Source organism: Streptomyces sp. NPDC002476 (genome assembly GCF_042889785.1).
Classification (GTDB): domain Bacteria; phylum Actinomycetota; class Actinomycetes; order Streptomycetales; family Streptomycetaceae; genus Streptomyces.
Window position 1 is genome coordinate 90,178 of the sequence record NZ_JBIARH010000021.1, and the last position, 15,052, is coordinate 105,229.

Here is a 15,052-nt window from a genome sequence, read left to right on the forward strand (position 1 = left end):
CGACAAGGAGATCATGTGCTCGACGCCGGTTTCTTCCACCGTTGGATGACCGCGGCCGCGAGTGCCGTGGACCGAGAGGCGGACCGTCTCACCGAACTCGACTCGGCGATCGGGGACGCCGATCACGGCACCAACATGCGGCGCGGGTTCACCGCCGTGACCGCCGTCCTGGACAGGGAGGCGCCCGCTACCCCGGGAGCCGTGCTGATGCTCGCCGGGCGGCAGCTGGTGTCGACGGTCGGCGGGGCCTCCGGGCCGTTGTACGGGACGCTGCTGCGTCGCACCGGAAAGGCCCTGGGCGACGAGCCCGAGGTGACGCCGCAGCAGCTGGCGGAGGCGCTCGGGGTGGGCGTCGCGGCCGTGGCCCAGCTCGGCGGGGCACAGGCCGGGGACAAGACGATGCTCGACGCGCTGCTGCCGGTGGCCGACGCGCTGAGGACGTCGTTCGAGGAGGCCCGGAAGGCCGCCGAGGAGGGGGCGCTGGCGACGGTGCCGATGCAGGCGCGCAAGGGCAGGGCGAGCTATCTGGGCGAGCGCAGCATCGGGCACCAGGATCCGGGGGCGACGTCCTCCGCCCTGCTGATCGCCACGCTCGCCGAGACGGCCGGGGCGGACGGAGGCGGGGCGTGAGCGGCGTGAACCAGGTCGGGATCGTGCTGGTCTCGCACAGCGGCCCGGTGGCCGAGTCGGTCGCCGAGCTGGCCAAGGGGCTCGCGGCCGGTGGTGCGACCGCTCCGGTCGCCGCCGCCGGCGGAACCGCCGAGGGCGGGCTCGGCACGAGCGCGGAGCTGATCGCCGGGGCCGCCGCTTCGGTGGACTCGGGGGTCGGCGTGGTGCTGCTGGTCGATCTGGGCAGTGCCGTGCTGACGGTCAAGTCGATGCTGGCCGAGGGCGACGAACTGCCCGAGAAGGCGCGGCTGGTGGACGCGCCGTTCCTGGAGGGCGCGGTGGCCGCCGTGGTGACCGCGTCGGCGGGCGGGGACGTCGACGCGGTGGAGGCCGCGGCCTCGGAGGCGTACGCGTACCGCAAGGTGTAGGCGGGTGGCCCGGGGCCGTCCCGCGCCCCCGTGGCGGGTGCGGGACGGCCCCGGGCCGGACGGTGCCCGGGCCGATCAGGCCGCCGGGGCGGTTCGGGCCGCCGCGATCCTGATCACGGCCTTGCGTGTCGTGCCGTTGACGGTCACGGCGAGCGTGACGGTGCCGGGCCGGAGCGCGGTGAGGGTGCCGGTCGACGGGTCGAGGACCGCGGTGTGGCGGTGCCGGGCGTCGTCCCCGCGGCCGATGTGGACGTTCGGGGATCCGGTCCAGTCGGCGGACAGCGGGAAGCCGACGGGCACCTCGCGGGAGCCCTGGGTGACGGTCGCCGTGACCTTCGTACGGCTCCCGGCTCCGACGACCTCCGGCGCGTCGAGCGACAGGCCGTCGACATGGGCCCGGGTCTGGACGGAGACCCAGTCGGGGCCGCCCCGCCACGGCCGCTGCCGGGCGGCGGCCTGTTCACCGGGGGTCACGCGGTCCACGCCGATCAGCGACCAGCCGGTGAACCCGCCCTCGTCCGCGGGACCGGCCGGTGCCTTGCCGGAGTTGCCGTTGATCAGATACGGCACTCCGTCGACGTGCGAGGCGTGGAACACCCCGACGTGACCGCCGACGAACGCCGCGCCCTTGCCCGTCGTCCGGCGGAAGTCGGCGAGCCACTGCTCGACGAGGGCCGCCTCCTTGCGGTCGCCGAGCTGACTGCCCTTCTGCACGGTCGGGTCGCGCGGCGGCACGTGCTCGATCAGCACGACCGAGCCGACGTTCCGGTCCTTCGCCGCCGCGTCCAGCTGGGCGCGGAACTCCTTGATCTGGTCGAAGCCGCCGCCGCGCAGGCCGAGGCTGGACGTGTCGAGGGTGATGACCCGGGTGCCCTTGTGGTCGAACGTCCGCCGGGCGGGCCCGAACTCGTCGACGAAGTCGTCGATCCTCCCGCCCATCACCTCGTGGTTGCCCGGGACGTAGTACCAGGGCAGCGCGTCGCCGAGTTCCTCGGTGAGGACGCGGCGGGCGAACGCAAGGTCCGCGGGCGAGCCCTCGTCGACGAGGTCGCCGTCGATGACCAGGAAGTCGGGGCGGGCCGCCTTGATCTCGCGCAGGGTGCGCCGTGCCTGGGCGACGATGTCGCTGTCCGGGGCCCGCGCGACGAACTGGGCGTCGGACATCACCGCGAACCGCCAGTCGCGCCGCCCGGTCACGGCCGCCGGGTCGATCAGCGGGTCGGCCGGTGCGGCCTGTTCGGGGAGGTCGACGGCGGGCGGGACCTGGGCGGTGAGGTCGTCGATCACGATCTCGCCCGTGTACTGCTTCGTGGCGGCCGTCTCGGCAAGGTAGAAGCGGGACACGGTGAGCGGCGTGGCGGCCCCTTGCGGCACGGCGAAGGTGACCTGCCGCCAGCCGGTCCAGGTGACGTACGGCCCGCGCAGCAACTGGTCGGAGCCGGCGGCGTCCTTGAGCTGCAGGGTCGGCCAGGCGCCGTTGCCGTCGCCCTTGATCCACAGCGTGAACGACTGGGGCTGCCCGGGTACGGCGACCGGCCGGGGCGGGGCGGCGTAGGCGGCGCGGGTGGCGGTGGACTGCGTGAAGTCGTAGGAGAGTCTCAGCCCGGTGCCGGTGCGGCCGTCGGGGGTGGCGGAGAGGGAGCCGCTCGCCCGGGCCTGGCTGAAGGCCCAGGAGTCCGCGTCGTCGAAGGAGGAGACGGCCTGTTCGGCAAGGCCGACGGTGACGGCGAGGACGGTGGTGGTGCCGGCGACGGTGGCCCTGATCCGCCCGGCGCCGCTCCCGGCGCGCGAGGTGACGGTGAAGGAGCCCCGGCCGTCGTCCCGGACGTCGAGGAGCGTTTGGTCGTAGTCGAGGGAGACGTCGCGCGGTTCGACGGGGGCGGAGGTGCCGTGGGCGTCGAGCCCGACAATCCCGAACGTGCCGGTGGCGTTCGCGTCGGCGAGGCCGATGCGCCGGGTGGTCGGCTCGATGCGGGCCAGTTCGTCGAGGACGGTGAGGGTGGTGCCACCGCGCGCGGCGCCCTTCTCGGCGCGTATCTCGGTGGTGCCGCCGTGCCGCGCGGTGAACAGGCCGCTCCGGTCCACAGTGCCGACCGAGCCGCGCACGGACCGCCAGCGCGGGGTGCCCTCGGCGGGGCCGTACGTCTCGTCGTATCCGCTCGCGGTGAGGCGGCGGGTCAGCCCGGGGAAGACCCGGCCGGGGTGACCGCCCCTGACCGGGTCGACGCCCGGCGCGGAGGCGGCGGCGGTGCGGGGCCGGACCCAGAAGCCCTTGAGCCGGCCGCTGCCGTCGGGGGCGGTGAGGGCGAGGCCGTTGGGGACGGTGCGTTCGCTGCCGTCGGACGGGCTGTTCTCGACGCGGAGCGCGTCGCTCCCGGGTTCCCGTGCGACGAGGGTCGAGGAGCCGCCGCCGTCGAGGTTGAGCGCGCTGTACGCGCCGGCGCGGCGCATCATCAGGCCGAGTTCGGTGAGGGTGACGCCGCCGCTGTCGGCCTGCCGGCCGTCGACGGTGATGATCTGCATGGTCCGGCCGTCCCTGGAGAATCCGACGGCGGTGCGGGGCGCGGCGGTGTTGTTGCCCTCGCCCTCGTGGTTCTGGGCGACCCCGTCGACGACGAGGAGTTCCCGGCCGCCGACGGCGGTGCGCGGCACGGATCCGCCGTCGCTGCGGGCCCGGTAGGTCAGGGACACCGGGTCGCCGGGCTTCAGGGCGCTCAGTGCGGCGGCCCCGGCCTCACGGCCGGTCAGCACGGTGGTGTCGCCCGGGATGTCCCCGGATCCGGGGGTGTCCGACACGGAGACCACCGTGCCGTCCCGTACGACGGCCTCGGCGACGGGGGCGGCGTCGTCCACGGTCAGCGCACGGTCGGCGCTTCCCCAGGCGGAGGTGTAGGCGCCCACTCCCCCGGCGGGCACATTGGCGGCGTTGTAGGCGGTGAGCGGACGCTTGCCCGAGGGCAGGGTGAGCGTCCCCTCGAAGTAGAGGTTCAGGATGCGGCCCGCGCCGCCGGGGCCGATGCCGACGGCCCGGTCGACGCCCGGTGCCGGTGACTGGACGACGGCCCCGTCCTTGATGCCGATGCCCTGCGGGGCCCCGGTCTGGTTGATGTCGAAGAAGTCGGCGTTGATCGCGGCGACGGTGCGGCGGCCCCGGCCCGGGTCGTGCCCGGCGGCGAGTTCGGAGACCGTGCGCCGTTCCGAGACCTTGCCGGAGGAGAGGTAGTCGGCGCGCACGCCGCCGCCGTCGAGGTCGACGGAGAGCGAGTCGACCCGCAGCCACTTGTCGGATTCGAGCCGGTCGTACGAGTCCAGGCGGACGCCCGGGGCGATCGGGCGCGAGGTGCGCGCGGTCTCGATGCCGTCGCCGTCCACGACCGAGCGGGGCCTTCCCGCCTGGCCGCTCGCGGGCGGCGGGGCGACGGGTCTGAGGATCTCGGCCGAGGTACGGGGGCGGGGGTCGGGGGTCGTGTCGGCGAGGGCGGGCGTGATCGCGCCGGCCGTCAGCGCGGACACGGTCGCGAGCAGCACGAGCGAACGCGTCGCCCTCCCGCGCCGCCGCGCCGCTCCCCCGGGTGATGCGGTGCTCCTGCCGACTGTTCCAAGGGCCACAAGTCCTCCTGCGGTTTCGTCGGTTGCCCGGCCCGGGCCACGGGCGGGGCACTGCCGGCCGCCAGCCTGGCCCGCGCCGGGGGCCGCGCACCAGAGGGACTCGGGAACCACGGGGAGAACACGTCGGGTCGGCTCCGTGACGGGAACGATCACCTGGACGGCGGCACTGTCCGCGACGGTCCGCCGCAGGGCGGCGCAGACTTGACGGCATGCCACCTCCGAAACGCGCCCGGCGCAGTGCGGGCCTCCTCCTGTTCCGCCGTCCGGACGGGGCCGCGGACGACCGGACCGAGGGCGTGCGGGCCACGGACGACGGCGCCGGTTTCGAGGTGCTGCTCGCGCACATGGGCGGCCCGTTCTGGGCGGGACGCGAGGACGCCGCGTGGTCGGTCCCCAAGGGCGAGTACGGCCCGGAGGAGGAGCCGCGGGACGCCGCCCGCCGGGAGTTCGAGGAGGAGTTCGGTCACGCGGTGCCGGACGGCGCGTGGGTGGCGCTCGGCGAGGCCCGGCAGTCCGGCGGCAAGACCGTGGTGGTGTGGGCGGTGGAGGCGGACGTGGATCCGGCGGCGGCCGTGCCGGGGACGTTCACCATGGAGTGGCCGAGGGGCTCCGGTGTGCTGCGGGAGTTCCCGGAGGTGGACCGGTTCGCCTGGTGCGCTCCCCGGGAGGCGGAGCGGCGGCTCGTGGCGGGGCAGCGGGTGTTCCTCGCCCGGCTGGGCGAGCACCTGCGCGGGTGCGGGTGACGGCCGCCCGGGACGGTCCCCGGGCGGGCCGTCGGCCCTCGTCGGGCCGGCCTCCTGCGCGATGCCGCCGACCGGGGGCGGCGCGTTCCCGCCGGTGCCGCGGTGGCGTCGGTTCAGCCGCCGTGCTCCCGGCCGCCGGCGCTTGTGTACGCACCGGTGCCCGCCACGACCGGGCGGCCGTCGCGCAGTTCCATCCGGTCGCCGGTGAACCGGCTGCGGAAGGCGCGGTCGTGCGAGACGACCACCACCGCTCCCCGGTACCGCGCGAGCGCCGCCTCCATCTCCTCCACCAGACCGAGGGCGATGTGGTTCGTCGGCTCGTCCAGCACCAGCAGATCGGCCGGGCGGGTGACCAGGCGCGCCAGCGCGAGCCTGCGTTGCTGCCCGGCCGAGAGCAGGGCGACCGGCACCGCCAGGTCCTCGGGGCGGAACAGGCCCAGGGCGAGGAGGTTCTCGGCGTGCTCGTCGGGGTGACCGGGCCGCCCCTGCGCGAACGCCGCCAGCAGGGTGCGGCAGGTCGGCCGGGCGGGGAGTTCCTGCGGCAGGTACCCGATGCGGCCACGGTGGCGCACCGTGCCCGCGTCGGGGGCGAGTTCGCCCGCCAGGACCCGCAACAGGGTCGACTTCCCGGCACCGTTGGGACCGGTGACCAGGAGGCGCTGCCCGGGGTCCACGCACAGCGCGGGCAGGTGGAGCCGGTCGCCGACGACGACGGAGTCGAGTTCGGCGAGCGGACCGGGGGCCGCCGTCTCCTCTCCGGCGGCGACGGCGATGTCGGCGTGGAAGCACAGTGGTTCGGGCGGGGCGGGCACGGGATTCCCGCGCAGTTCGTCCAGCCGTCTCGCGGCGGCCCCGACCCGGCCCGACAGCTTGGCCTCGTGCGACCGCCGGTGCTTGCCGAAGCCCTGCCGCGGGTCCTTCCCCGTCCTGGCGAGGCGCTGCCCCGCCGCGTTCACGAGTTCTTCCGCACGGGCCAGCTCGTCCAGCCATTCCCGGTGGTCCTGGACCCGGCGACGGCGGGCGGCGGCCTTCGCGGTGCGGTAGCCGTCCCAGCCGCCGCCGTACCGGACGACCCGGCCCGGGTCGCGGTCGACCTCCAGGACGACGCGGGTGGTCCGCTCCAGGAAGGCCCGGTCGTGGGTGATGACGACGACGGTGCCGCGGTGCGCGCGCAGGTGGTCCTCCAGCCAGGTGGTGGCGCGGAGGTCGAGGTGGTTGGTGGGTTCGTCGAGCAGCAGGAGTTCGGGGGCGGATGCCAGCACGCAGCCGAGCGCAAGCCGGGACTGTTCACCACCGGACAGGGTGCCGAGGAGCCGTCCGCGGGTGAGGTGGCCGATCCCGAGGCCGTGCAGTGCGGCGTCCACGCGGCTGTCGGCGCGGTAGCCGTCGCGTTCCTCGTACGCCGTCAGCAGTTCGCCGTAGGCGGCGAGCCGGGACGGGTCGGGGGTTCCGGGGGCGCCGAGCGCTTCCTCGGCGGCGCGGATCTCGCGCTCCAGGGCGCGCAGTTCGGCCAGGGCGAGGTCGACGACGTCCTGGACGGTGCGGTCGGGGTCGAGGGCGGGGGTCTGGGGCAGATGGCCGGTGCCGCCGGGGAAGCGGACGGTGATCTCTCCGCCGTCCGGTGCCTCCGTTCCAAAGATCAGGCGGAGGAGGGTGGACTTCCCGGAGCCGTTCTCGCCGATCACCGCGACCTTGTCGCCGGGGCGGACGGTGAACGTCACCTGGTCGAGGACGGTACGGTCCCCGTAGCGCTTGGAGACGTCCTTGAGGGCGAGTTGGGCACGGGGGTGTTCGTGGTTCATGGGCGCGTTCCCTGAGATGACATGCCGCGGCGGCGCACGTGCACACGTGCGCGGCGGGCTGGGTTGTCGGACGGGCGCAGCGGCGCGTCGCACGCGGGAGGGGCAGCCCTCGGGTCACCCGGTGTCGCGTGGCGCGTCCGTGCCCGGACTCAGCGGAAGTAGTAGTGACGCGAACCCATGGGACGCAGTGTAGAGGCGGTGGCTCGGGCGGGCCTCCGGTTTTCCCGCCCGCTTGTCCTCCGGCCCGTCCTCGCCGCCGCGGGTTCAGTGAAGACGCACCGGGAAGGTGGCGAAGCCGTTCGCGATGAACGAGTCGAGGCGGGCGGCCGGTGCCGACTCCTCGTCCGCACGCAGACCGGGGAAGCGTGCGAACAGGGCGGGCAGGGCGATCGACGCCTCCAGCCGGGCCAGCGGGGCGCCGACGCAGAAATGTACGCCGTGGCCGAAGGCGAGGTGTTCCTTGTCGGAGCGGGTGATGTCGAAGCTGTCCGCATCCGGGCCGTGCCGCAGGGGGTCCCGGCCGGCCGCGGCGTACGTGGCGAGGACCGCGTCACCGCGAGCGACGGTGGCGCCGTCGGGGAGTTCGATGTCCTCGACGACGAAGCGCAGCGGCAGGCTGGCGATCGGCGGGGCCCAGCGCAGGGTCTCCTCGATGACGTCGCTCCAGGGCACGTCGCCGGCGCGCACCCGGGCGAGCTGCGCGGGGTGGGTGAGCAGGGCGTGGACGGCGTTGCCGATGAGGTTGACGGTGGTCTCGTGGCCCGCGCCGATGACGAGCAGGAGGGTGCCGACGAGTTCGGTCTCGGTGAGGCCGGATCCCTCCTCGTCGCGGGTGGCGATCAGCACACTGGTGAGGTCGTCGTCGGGGTGCTCGCGCTTGGCGGCGACCAGCCTCACAAGAAGGTCCTGGACCTCCAGCAGGGTGGCGAGGGCCTGCTCGTCCGTCGCGGTGGTGTCGAAGATCTCGCTGACGAGGCGCGCGGTGTCGGCCCTCCGGTTCTCGGGCACGCCGAAGAGTTCGCAGATGACCCCCATCGGCAGCGGATGGGCGAAGTCGGTGCGCAACTCGGCCCGGCCGTCTGGGGCGGCGGCCATCCGATCGAGCAGCGTCGTGGTGATCTCCTCGATGCGCGGACGCAGGGCGTCGACCCGCCGTCGGGTGAAGGCGGGCGAGATGAGCCTGCGCAGTCGGCGGTGGTCGGCGCCGTAGGCGGTGAGCATGTTCGACACGCCCACCCAGGTGTTGATCCAGCTCTCCCGGAACTCCCCGTTCCGCCAGAGCGGCCAGTGCTGGTTCGGATCCTTGGACACCCGGTCGTCGGCGAGCAGGCGGCGGAGCACCTGGTAGCCGGTGGGCGCCCAGGCCCTGATGCCGTCGGGGAGCTCGACCGGGGCGACGCAACCGTGGCGGCGGAGCGAGCGCGCCTCGCCGTGGATGTCGCGTCCCGCCGGATCGATGACGACCGGCCGCTGCCTCATGGAGATCTCCTCACTGCGCATGGCACGGCCGGGACGGACGTCGCCCGGCACGGCCGGAACGGATGTCGGGGGTGCGGCAGTTCATCGTCGAGGTGGCGCGACGGAGCGCGAAAGGGCGCACACCGGCGCGAAAGAGTGAAAGCGGGTGGTACACACCCGTCGGCACCCGGCCGGTGAGCGACCGGCGTCCGTACGTGCGTCGCGAGACGGCCGGCCCAGCCGGCCGGAACGGCGGGGTCGCGGGAACAGCAGGCGCACCGGAACAGCAGGCGCACCGGAACAGCCGGGGCGTGCGAACAGCCGGGGCGGTGGCGCCAGGTCAGTGGTGCGGGGCCTCGCCCTGGGCCACTTCGATGCTGCTGTGGAGATCGCTCGTGGCGTCGAGGGCCGCGGCTCCGGAGACGACGAGGCAGGCCAGCAGCGCCGCGGCGGCCGCCCGGCCGACGCGGGGGCGCGGGGTGCCGCGGCCGAGCAACGCGGCGACGCGGCGCGGTACGGGCCCGACGGCGGCGCCGAGCGCCACCCGCGGCCGGGGGCGCTCCTCTCCCTCGGCGGCGCGTGCGGCGAGGGCGGCACGGCCGATGGCCCGGGCGGCGATCCGCCGGTCGCCGACGGCCGCCGCGGCGGCCTCGTCGGCGCAGCGCTCCAGTGCGTAGCCCATCGGAGCGCGCAGGGACCGCAGCGCGGGGTGGCAGAGTGCCGCCAGCTCGACGGCGGCGAGGTAGAGGTGGTGCCGGCCCGCGAGGTGGGCACGTTCATGGGCCAGCAACGCGTCGCGCTCGTCCGGGTCCAGGGCGCGCAGCATGCCCGTGGTGACGACGATCCGGCCGGAGGTTCCGGGGCGGCCGGGCAGGGCGTAGGCGTCGGGACGGTTGTCGCGCACCACGGCGAGTTCGCCCTCGGTCCGTCCGGGCCGGGCGGGCCGGTGCAGCTGCGCCCAGTGGCGGCGGGAGGCGCGGGCGACGGCGACGGCGCACCCCACGAGCACGGCCAGCGCCGCGGCGGCGAGGGGCACGGCCGCCGCGGGAGCGATCGCGGACAGCGGCCCGACGAGGTCACCGAAGGAGGAGACGGCGGGGAACCGGGTCGCGCCGGGCACCACCAGCAGGGCGAGCGCGAGCAGGCCGCACAGGGCGAGGCCGATGCCCGTCGCGGCAAGCAGCCGCACGGCCCGTACCGGCGGCAGGGCGTCCGCCAGACGGCGGGCGGCGGGCACCGCGACGAAGGGCGTCAGCAGCGGCACCCATACGGCATAGATCAACGCGGGTCCCCGTCGAGGAGGTCCCTCAGCAGACGCTCGTCCTCGTCGCTGAGCTGGGACACGAAGCGGGCGAGCACGGTGCCGCGGTCCGGTTCCTTGCGCAGTTCGCTGTGCATCCGGCGGGCCGTCAGCCCGGGGGCGTCCTCGGTGGGGGTGTACGCGAAGCCGCGCCCGGCACGGGTGCGGGTGACCGCGCCCTTCTCGTGGAGCCGCGACAGGATCGTGGTGACGGTGGTGCGGGCGAGCTCCGGCCCGATCGCGGCCTGCACCTGGCCGGGCGTCAGCGCGGTACCGGCCGCCCATAGGGCCGCCAGGATCGCGGACTCCAGTTCACCGGACGGGCGCCGCTCCGAGCCTGCGCGGGACCGCGAGGGGCTCTCCGGAGCGGCCCCGGGCGACGGCTCCCCGTCGGCTCCGCGGTCCGGCCGACGGCCGGGCTCTTCGTCGGATATCCCCTTCACCTGGGTCATGGGAACTCTCCTCCCGCTCCGGGCGTCTACAGTGATGTAGACCGTCTACACCACTGTAGTCAGTCCGGGCGTGCCGCGAGGTCGCCCGCTCACCATTATGGGAGGCCCTCCGTCGTGTCCGATTCCTCACCGGCATCCGCGCCCCCGGCCCTCCCCGGGAACGGACCGGGGCGCCCGGCGCCCCGCGGCCCGTCGCCGGTCGCCCGCCCGCTGCCCGTCGCCCACACGTCACGGGGCGCCCGCAGGCCGCCGGTCGTCGCGGTCACCGTCGCGGTCACGGTCTCCCTCTTCCCGCCCGGCACCGAACCGCCCCGCCCGCGCGGTCGGCACACCGCCGAAGGAGACACCCGCTGATGCCGCTCGCCTCCACCGCCGCCTCGTTCGACGGCGGCCTGTACGTCTGGGTCAACGAGCTGGCCCGGAGCTCCCCCGACGCCCTCGACTCGGCCGTCCGTCTCTGGTCGGACTACGGGCTGACATTGTTCGCCCTGCTGATGCTCGCGTCCTGGTGGCGCTCGCGCGCCGCGGCGCCCGCCCGTACCGCCGCGGCGCTCTGCGCCCCACTCGCGGTGGTGGCCGCGTTCGTCGTCAACGACCTGGTGAAGTCGCTCTTCCACGAGCAGCGGCCGTGCCGGACCCTGGACGTCGTGACGGTGGAGGCGTGTCCCCCGCTCGGGGACTGGTCCTTCCCCAGCAACCACGCGGCGATCGCGGCGGCGGCGGCGACGGCGATCTGGCTGACGGACCGCAGACTCGGCGCGATCGCCGTTCCCGCCGCGCTGCTGATGGCGGCGTCCCGGGTGTGGATCGGCGTCCACTACCCGCACGACGTGCTGATCGGGCTGGTCACCGGCGGCCTGGTGGCCTGGGTTCTGACGGTGGCGGCGCGACGCTGCGGGCCGGTGGTGGTCCGGCTGCGGGATTCGCCGCTGCGGCCGCTGGTGGCGGCCCGTTGAGGACACGGGCACCCGCGCTCCCCCGGCGCCCGGCCCGGAGCGGCCGTGCGCGCCCGATCCGGACGTTCCGCGCCGCGCACTCGAGGGCGGCGGTCCTGGTGAGGCCGACGACGCCGCGCTTGGCGGCCACATGGGCCGGGGATCCGGCGAAGCCGTTGGTGCCGAGGACCGACGACATGGTGACGACGGCGCCGCCGCCCGCCTCGACGACGGCGGGGAGTTCGTGACGCAGGCAGGAGAAGACGCCGCTGAAGCTGGTGGCGACGACCCGGTTCCAGTCCTCGACCGCGGCCCGCGCCAGTGCGTCCCAGGTCCTGCGCGCCTTGCGGCTCCGCCGTTCCGGAGGCTTCTGTTCCAGATTCATGACTGCACCGTGCACCGGGAAAGGTGCCGAGCTCCACCGTGCGGGGCAGGAAGGGGTCCCGGGCGGGTGCGGGCGACCAGGTCGAGCATCTCGGGTACGTCGGCGGGCCCGAGCCGTACGGCCTCGGGGAACGGCGCGGCCTCCACGCCCGCGTCGACGAGTTGGGCGCCCTCGGCGTGGAAGGTGACCTCCCAGTCCTCGGGCGGCGGCTCGCGGAAGGCCGTGAGGGACACGACCCCGCCGGGTCCGGCGAGGGCCGCGGCGTCCGCCCAGTCCTCCGCCTCCGGTGCGTCCGGCAGCGCGCACCGGGCGGCCGCGTCCGCCGGGTGGCCGCGTCCGCCGGGTGGCCGCGTCCGCCGGGTGGCGCAGAACACGGCCGCGCCGTTCGGCGAAGGAGGCCTGCGGACCGGTCGGCGCGGCGTGCACCGGACGGTCCAGCGGGTGCGTGGCACCGGGGCGGTCACCCGGCCACCTCGATCACGATCTTGCCGCGGGTGTGCCCGCTCTCCACCGCGCGCAGGGCCGCACCGGCCTCGGCGAGCGGGAACGTCCGGGTCACGTGGGTGCGCAGCACTCCGCGCACGACGAGGTCCCCCACCGCCTCGAGGACCACGGCGTCGCGGGCCCGGGCCACGGCCGCCCCGCCCAGTTCCACCGCCAGCGGCTTGTCCCCGGCGCTGATCAGCCGGGCCGGGTCGACCAGCGGCGCCACGGCCCGCAGGGTGTCGCCGCCGACCAGGTCGAAGATCGCGTCGATGCCGTCCGGGGCCGCGGCCCGTACCCGGTCGGCGATCCCGTCGCCGGACTCGACGTGCACCGCGCCGAGCGATTCGACGTAGTCCTTCTTGGCCGCGCTCGCGGCGGCGATCACCCGGGCGCCCGCGTGCCGGGCGAGCTGTACAGCGGCCGATCCGACGCCGCCCCCGGCGCCGGTGACCAGCAGCGTCGAGCCGGGGGCCGGACCGATCTGGCGCACGCCGTCGTAGGCGGTGGCCGCCGCGACGGGCAGCACGGCCGCGTCGGTGAACGACAGCGCGGCCGGCTTGTGCGCGGTCACGGCGACGGGCAGGAGGGTGTACTCGGCGTACCCGCCGGTCACCGGATTGCCGAAGACCTCGTCACCGACCGTGAACCCCTCGACGCCCGGCCCCACGCCCTCCACGACTCCGGCCGCCTCGCTGCCGAACACGGTGGGGAACGGCTGCGGCTCGCTGCCGGGCCTCACGTAGCCCGTGCGCAGCTTCCAGTCGACCGGGTTGACCCCGGCCGCCCGGACGGCGACAAGCAGTTCACCGGGACCGGGGACGGGCACGTCCCGGTCGACCAGCGCCTCCACCTCCGGACCGCCGTTACGGGTGAATACGTAAGCCTTGGGCATGGGTTCCCTCTCTCCTGCGCCTGGTGGTCATGGGTCCGCAGTGCTCACGGCCGGTCCGGCCACTGCTCGCCACAGCAGTGGGAAGGCCGCTCCCGGCGCCCGTATTCCCGGGCCGGGCACATGTTCACGAGGGCGCGGCGATCGGGACGGCCCTCTCCGGACCACGGCGCTGCGGCTTCGGTCGGCGTCCGGCGGGGCGTGCGGCGAGCAGTGCGAGTTCGTCTCCGAAGCCGACGAGCGGACCGCCGTCGTCGACCGGGGCCAGGGTGTGCCCCCGGTACGGGAAGTGCGGCGCCCCGCCGATCCGACGGAGCGTTCGCGGATCCCGTGCGCGGACGGTCGCGTCGTCGCCGCCGCTGACGGCGACGGTACGGCCGTGCGGCGCGGCGATCACCAGATCGGCGGTCCGACGCCGGTGTCCGGCAGCAGGTGCGCCGTCGAGCGGTACACGCACGGGAGAGCCGTCCCCGGCGGACGGGCCCGGAGGATCGGGGAAGCCGTGGGCCGGCGTCGGCCCACGGGCGGCCGGTTCAGGGCGTGGCCCGCGCGGCGCCCCCGTGGCGGATCCGGGCGAGGACGGCCTGGTGCAGGGCGTCCAGTCCCTCGGGCGGCAGCGGCACGGGGCTGCCGGTGAGGGTGTACCACTCGTCGGCTTCGGTGTACTGGACGGCGATGTCGGCGCGCCCATCGGGCCGCGGGACGGTCGCGACGGTCAACTCCCCGGTGATGACACCGACCTCGTCGGTCATCGCCCCGCCGGGGCCCGCCACGATGTCGTCCACGAGCCGCCCCGGACGTGCCGGTTCGCGCGCGTTCATGAGCCGCAGGTGTCCAGCATCTCGCCCAGCCTGTCCTTCTCCGCCGCGGTCGCCGACAGCTCGTACGTCGCCTTCACCGAGACCCAGGAGCGGGCGTAGGTGCACCAGTACGTCTTGGACGGCGGCTGCCACTCGTCCGGCCCCTGGTCGCCCTTGGAGCGGTTGGAGGCCGCCGAGACGGCCAGCAGCTGCGGGTGGGTCAGGTCGTTCGCGAACGCCTTGCGCCGGTCCTGCGTCCAAGTGCGGGCCCCGGAGCGCCAGGCGTTGGCCAGCGGCACCATGTGGTCGATGTCCAGGTCCGAGGCGTTGGTGAACGTCTCGTCGTCGTAGACGCTGACCCACTTCCCGGACACCGCCCGGCACTTGTCGTCCCGTTCGACGCCGGTCCCGTCGCGCCCCAGCACCGTCTCCCGGGTGTCGCAGGACTCGCCCTGCGAGGCCCAGTGGGGGAACTTGGAGCGGCTGTAGCCGGACATCGAGCCGTGTGCGGCCACCTTCAGTCCTGCCAGGTCCTGCCGTGCCCGCTCGGCGGTCGGCACGCCCGGCAGGGTCGAGGCGGGCCCGCCGGCCCGGCCGCCGCCCGAACCGGCCGAGGCCGTGGCGGTCGGCTTACCGTCCGTCGTGGCGGGTGACGTCGCCCCATCGACCGCCGAGCACCCGGCCAACGCGAGAACGGCCACGGTCGCCAAGGCCTGCCCCCACCAACGCCGCTGACCCACCATGACCTGGACGCACCCCTCACGAACTCGCAGTCAAGAAACGTTCCTGCACAGCCTATCGGCTCCGGCCCGCGGGTCGGCTCGCACAACTCCCAGCCACTCGAACGGATTGTTCCGGTTCTCCGGGGCACCCTCGCGGCGGTCGTCGGCGGGGCGTGGTTCGTCCACCGTCGATTTCGACTCAACCACCAGCGGATGTACGGAGGTCGGCCCCGGCCGGCCGTGGACTGTGGCAGTCTGGAGACGGCCGCCCCACCGGGCTCCCCCGTACCGGTGGGGCGGTTCCGGTGCCCGGCGCGGCCGACGGCCCCCGCGCGTGGCGCGGTCCCCCCGTGCTCCTGACCGGCCATCACGACGGTTCCCGGCCATTGACCGCCGCTCCCGTCGTCCGGCCGCCGCTCCTCCGCATGAGCGCC

At 75.1% G+C, this 15,052-nt stretch carries 14 protein-coding genes and 2 pseudogenes; 5 read left to right on the forward strand and 11 right to left on the reverse strand.

Annotated features, from left to right (window positions below):
• Window positions 1-15 precede the first annotated feature (15 nt).
• Together dhaL and ACFYXM_RS23250 are read left to right on the forward strand one after the other, a co-directional pair.
• Complete coding sequence (gene dhaL / locus ACFYXM_RS23245) at window positions 16-630, forward strand: dihydroxyacetone kinase subunit DhaL (RefSeq protein WP_389291981.1); 615 nt, start codon at window positions 16-18, stop codon at window positions 628-630.
• Window positions 627-1,037 carry a PTS-dependent dihydroxyacetone kinase phosphotransferase subunit DhaM gene (locus ACFYXM_RS23250; RefSeq protein WP_389291983.1) on the forward strand — a complete coding sequence of 137 codons (411 nt, stop codon included), beginning with the start codon at window positions 627-629 and terminating at the stop codon, window positions 1,035-1,037. Before dhaL ends, ACFYXM_RS23250 begins: the two co-directional genes overlap by 4 nt.
• 75 nt (window positions 1,038-1,112) lie before the next feature.
• Here ACFYXM_RS23250 and ACFYXM_RS23255 read toward each other — a convergent pair whose 3' ends face one another.
• A complete protein-coding gene (locus ACFYXM_RS23255) occupies window positions 1,113-4,565 on the reverse strand; it encodes a phosphodiester glycosidase family protein (protein WP_389291984.1) in 3,453 nt (1,150 codons plus the stop codon).
• A gap of 290 nt (window positions 4,566-4,855) precedes the next feature.
• Between ACFYXM_RS23255 and ACFYXM_RS23260 the strand changes: the two genes are divergently transcribed.
• Window positions 4,856-5,389, forward strand: coding sequence for an NUDIX domain-containing protein (locus ACFYXM_RS23260; protein WP_389291985.1), 534 nt, complete (start codon window positions 4,856-4,858; stop codon window positions 5,387-5,389).
• Window positions 5,390-5,502: 113 nt separating this feature from the next.
• Here the strand turns inward: ACFYXM_RS23260 and abc-f are convergent, their stop codons facing one another.
• The 4 genes from abc-f to ACFYXM_RS23280 form a co-directional block, all read right to left on the reverse strand.
• Window positions 5,503-7,191, reverse strand: a complete 1,689-nt coding sequence (abc-f, locus tag ACFYXM_RS23265; protein WP_389291987.1) for a ribosomal protection-like ABC-F family protein — start codon at window positions 7,189-7,191, stop codon at window positions 5,503-5,505.
• Between the two features lie 264 nt (window positions 7,192-7,455).
• A complete protein-coding gene (locus ACFYXM_RS23270; protein ID WP_389291988.1) occupies window positions 7,456-8,670 on the reverse strand; it encodes a cytochrome P450 in 1,215 nt (404 codons plus the stop codon).
• A 319-nt stretch (window positions 8,671-8,989) separates the two neighbouring features.
• Window positions 8,990-9,931, reverse strand: coding sequence for a M56 family metallopeptidase (locus ACFYXM_RS23275; protein ID WP_389291990.1), 942 nt, complete (start codon window positions 9,929-9,931; stop codon window positions 8,990-8,992).
• Window positions 9,928-10,401: a BlaI/MecI/CopY family transcriptional regulator gene (locus ACFYXM_RS23280; RefSeq protein WP_389291992.1), complete on the reverse strand. Its 474-nt coding sequence runs from the start codon at window positions 10,399-10,401 to the stop codon at window positions 9,928-9,930. The genes ACFYXM_RS23275 and ACFYXM_RS23280 overlap by 4 nt, the downstream gene beginning before the upstream one ends.
• A 114-nt stretch (window positions 10,402-10,515) precedes the next feature.
• Between ACFYXM_RS23280 and ACFYXM_RS23285 the strand changes: the two genes are divergently transcribed.
• Complete coding sequence (locus ACFYXM_RS23285; RefSeq protein ID WP_389291994.1) at window positions 10,516-10,755, forward strand: hypothetical protein; 240 nt, start codon at window positions 10,516-10,518, stop codon at window positions 10,753-10,755.
• Entirely contained in the window at window positions 10,755-11,357 is a 603-nt protein-coding gene (locus ACFYXM_RS23290) for a phosphatase PAP2 family protein (protein WP_389291996.1), read from the forward strand. Before ACFYXM_RS23285 ends, ACFYXM_RS23290 begins: the two co-directional genes overlap by 1 nt.
• 40 nt (window positions 11,358-11,397) lie before the next feature.
• Here ACFYXM_RS23290 and ACFYXM_RS23295 read toward each other — a convergent pair.
• From ACFYXM_RS23295 to ACFYXM_RS23320, 6 genes and pseudogenes are all read right to left on the reverse strand, one after another.
• Window positions 11,398-11,643: pseudogene (locus ACFYXM_RS23295) on the reverse strand (SDR family NAD(P)-dependent oxidoreductase); the annotation flags it as partial.
• Window positions 11,633-12,159 (reverse strand): annotated as a pseudogene (locus ACFYXM_RS23300) (GNAT family N-acetyltransferase); the annotation flags it as partial. The pseudogenes ACFYXM_RS23300 and ACFYXM_RS23295, both read right to left, overlap by 11 nt.
• A 22-nt stretch (window positions 12,160-12,181) precedes the next feature.
• Entirely contained in the window at window positions 12,182-13,099 is a 918-nt protein-coding gene (locus ACFYXM_RS23305) for an NADP-dependent oxidoreductase (protein ID WP_389291998.1), read from the reverse strand.
• A 124-nt stretch (window positions 13,100-13,223) separates the two neighbouring features.
• Complete coding sequence (locus ACFYXM_RS23310; protein ID WP_389291999.1) at window positions 13,224-13,553, reverse strand: hypothetical protein; 330 nt, start codon at window positions 13,551-13,553, stop codon at window positions 13,224-13,226.
• A gap of 76 nt (window positions 13,554-13,629) precedes the next feature.
• Window positions 13,630-13,917, reverse strand: coding sequence for a hypothetical protein (locus ACFYXM_RS23315; protein ID WP_389292000.1), 288 nt, complete (start codon window positions 13,915-13,917; stop codon window positions 13,630-13,632).
• Window positions 13,914-14,639 carry an HNH endonuclease family protein gene (locus tag ACFYXM_RS23320; RefSeq protein ID WP_389292002.1) on the reverse strand — a complete coding sequence of 242 codons (726 nt, stop codon included), beginning with the start codon at window positions 14,637-14,639 and terminating at the stop codon, window positions 13,914-13,916. The genes ACFYXM_RS23315 and ACFYXM_RS23320 overlap by 4 nt, the downstream gene beginning before the upstream one ends.
• Window positions 14,640-15,052 lie beyond the last annotated feature (413 nt).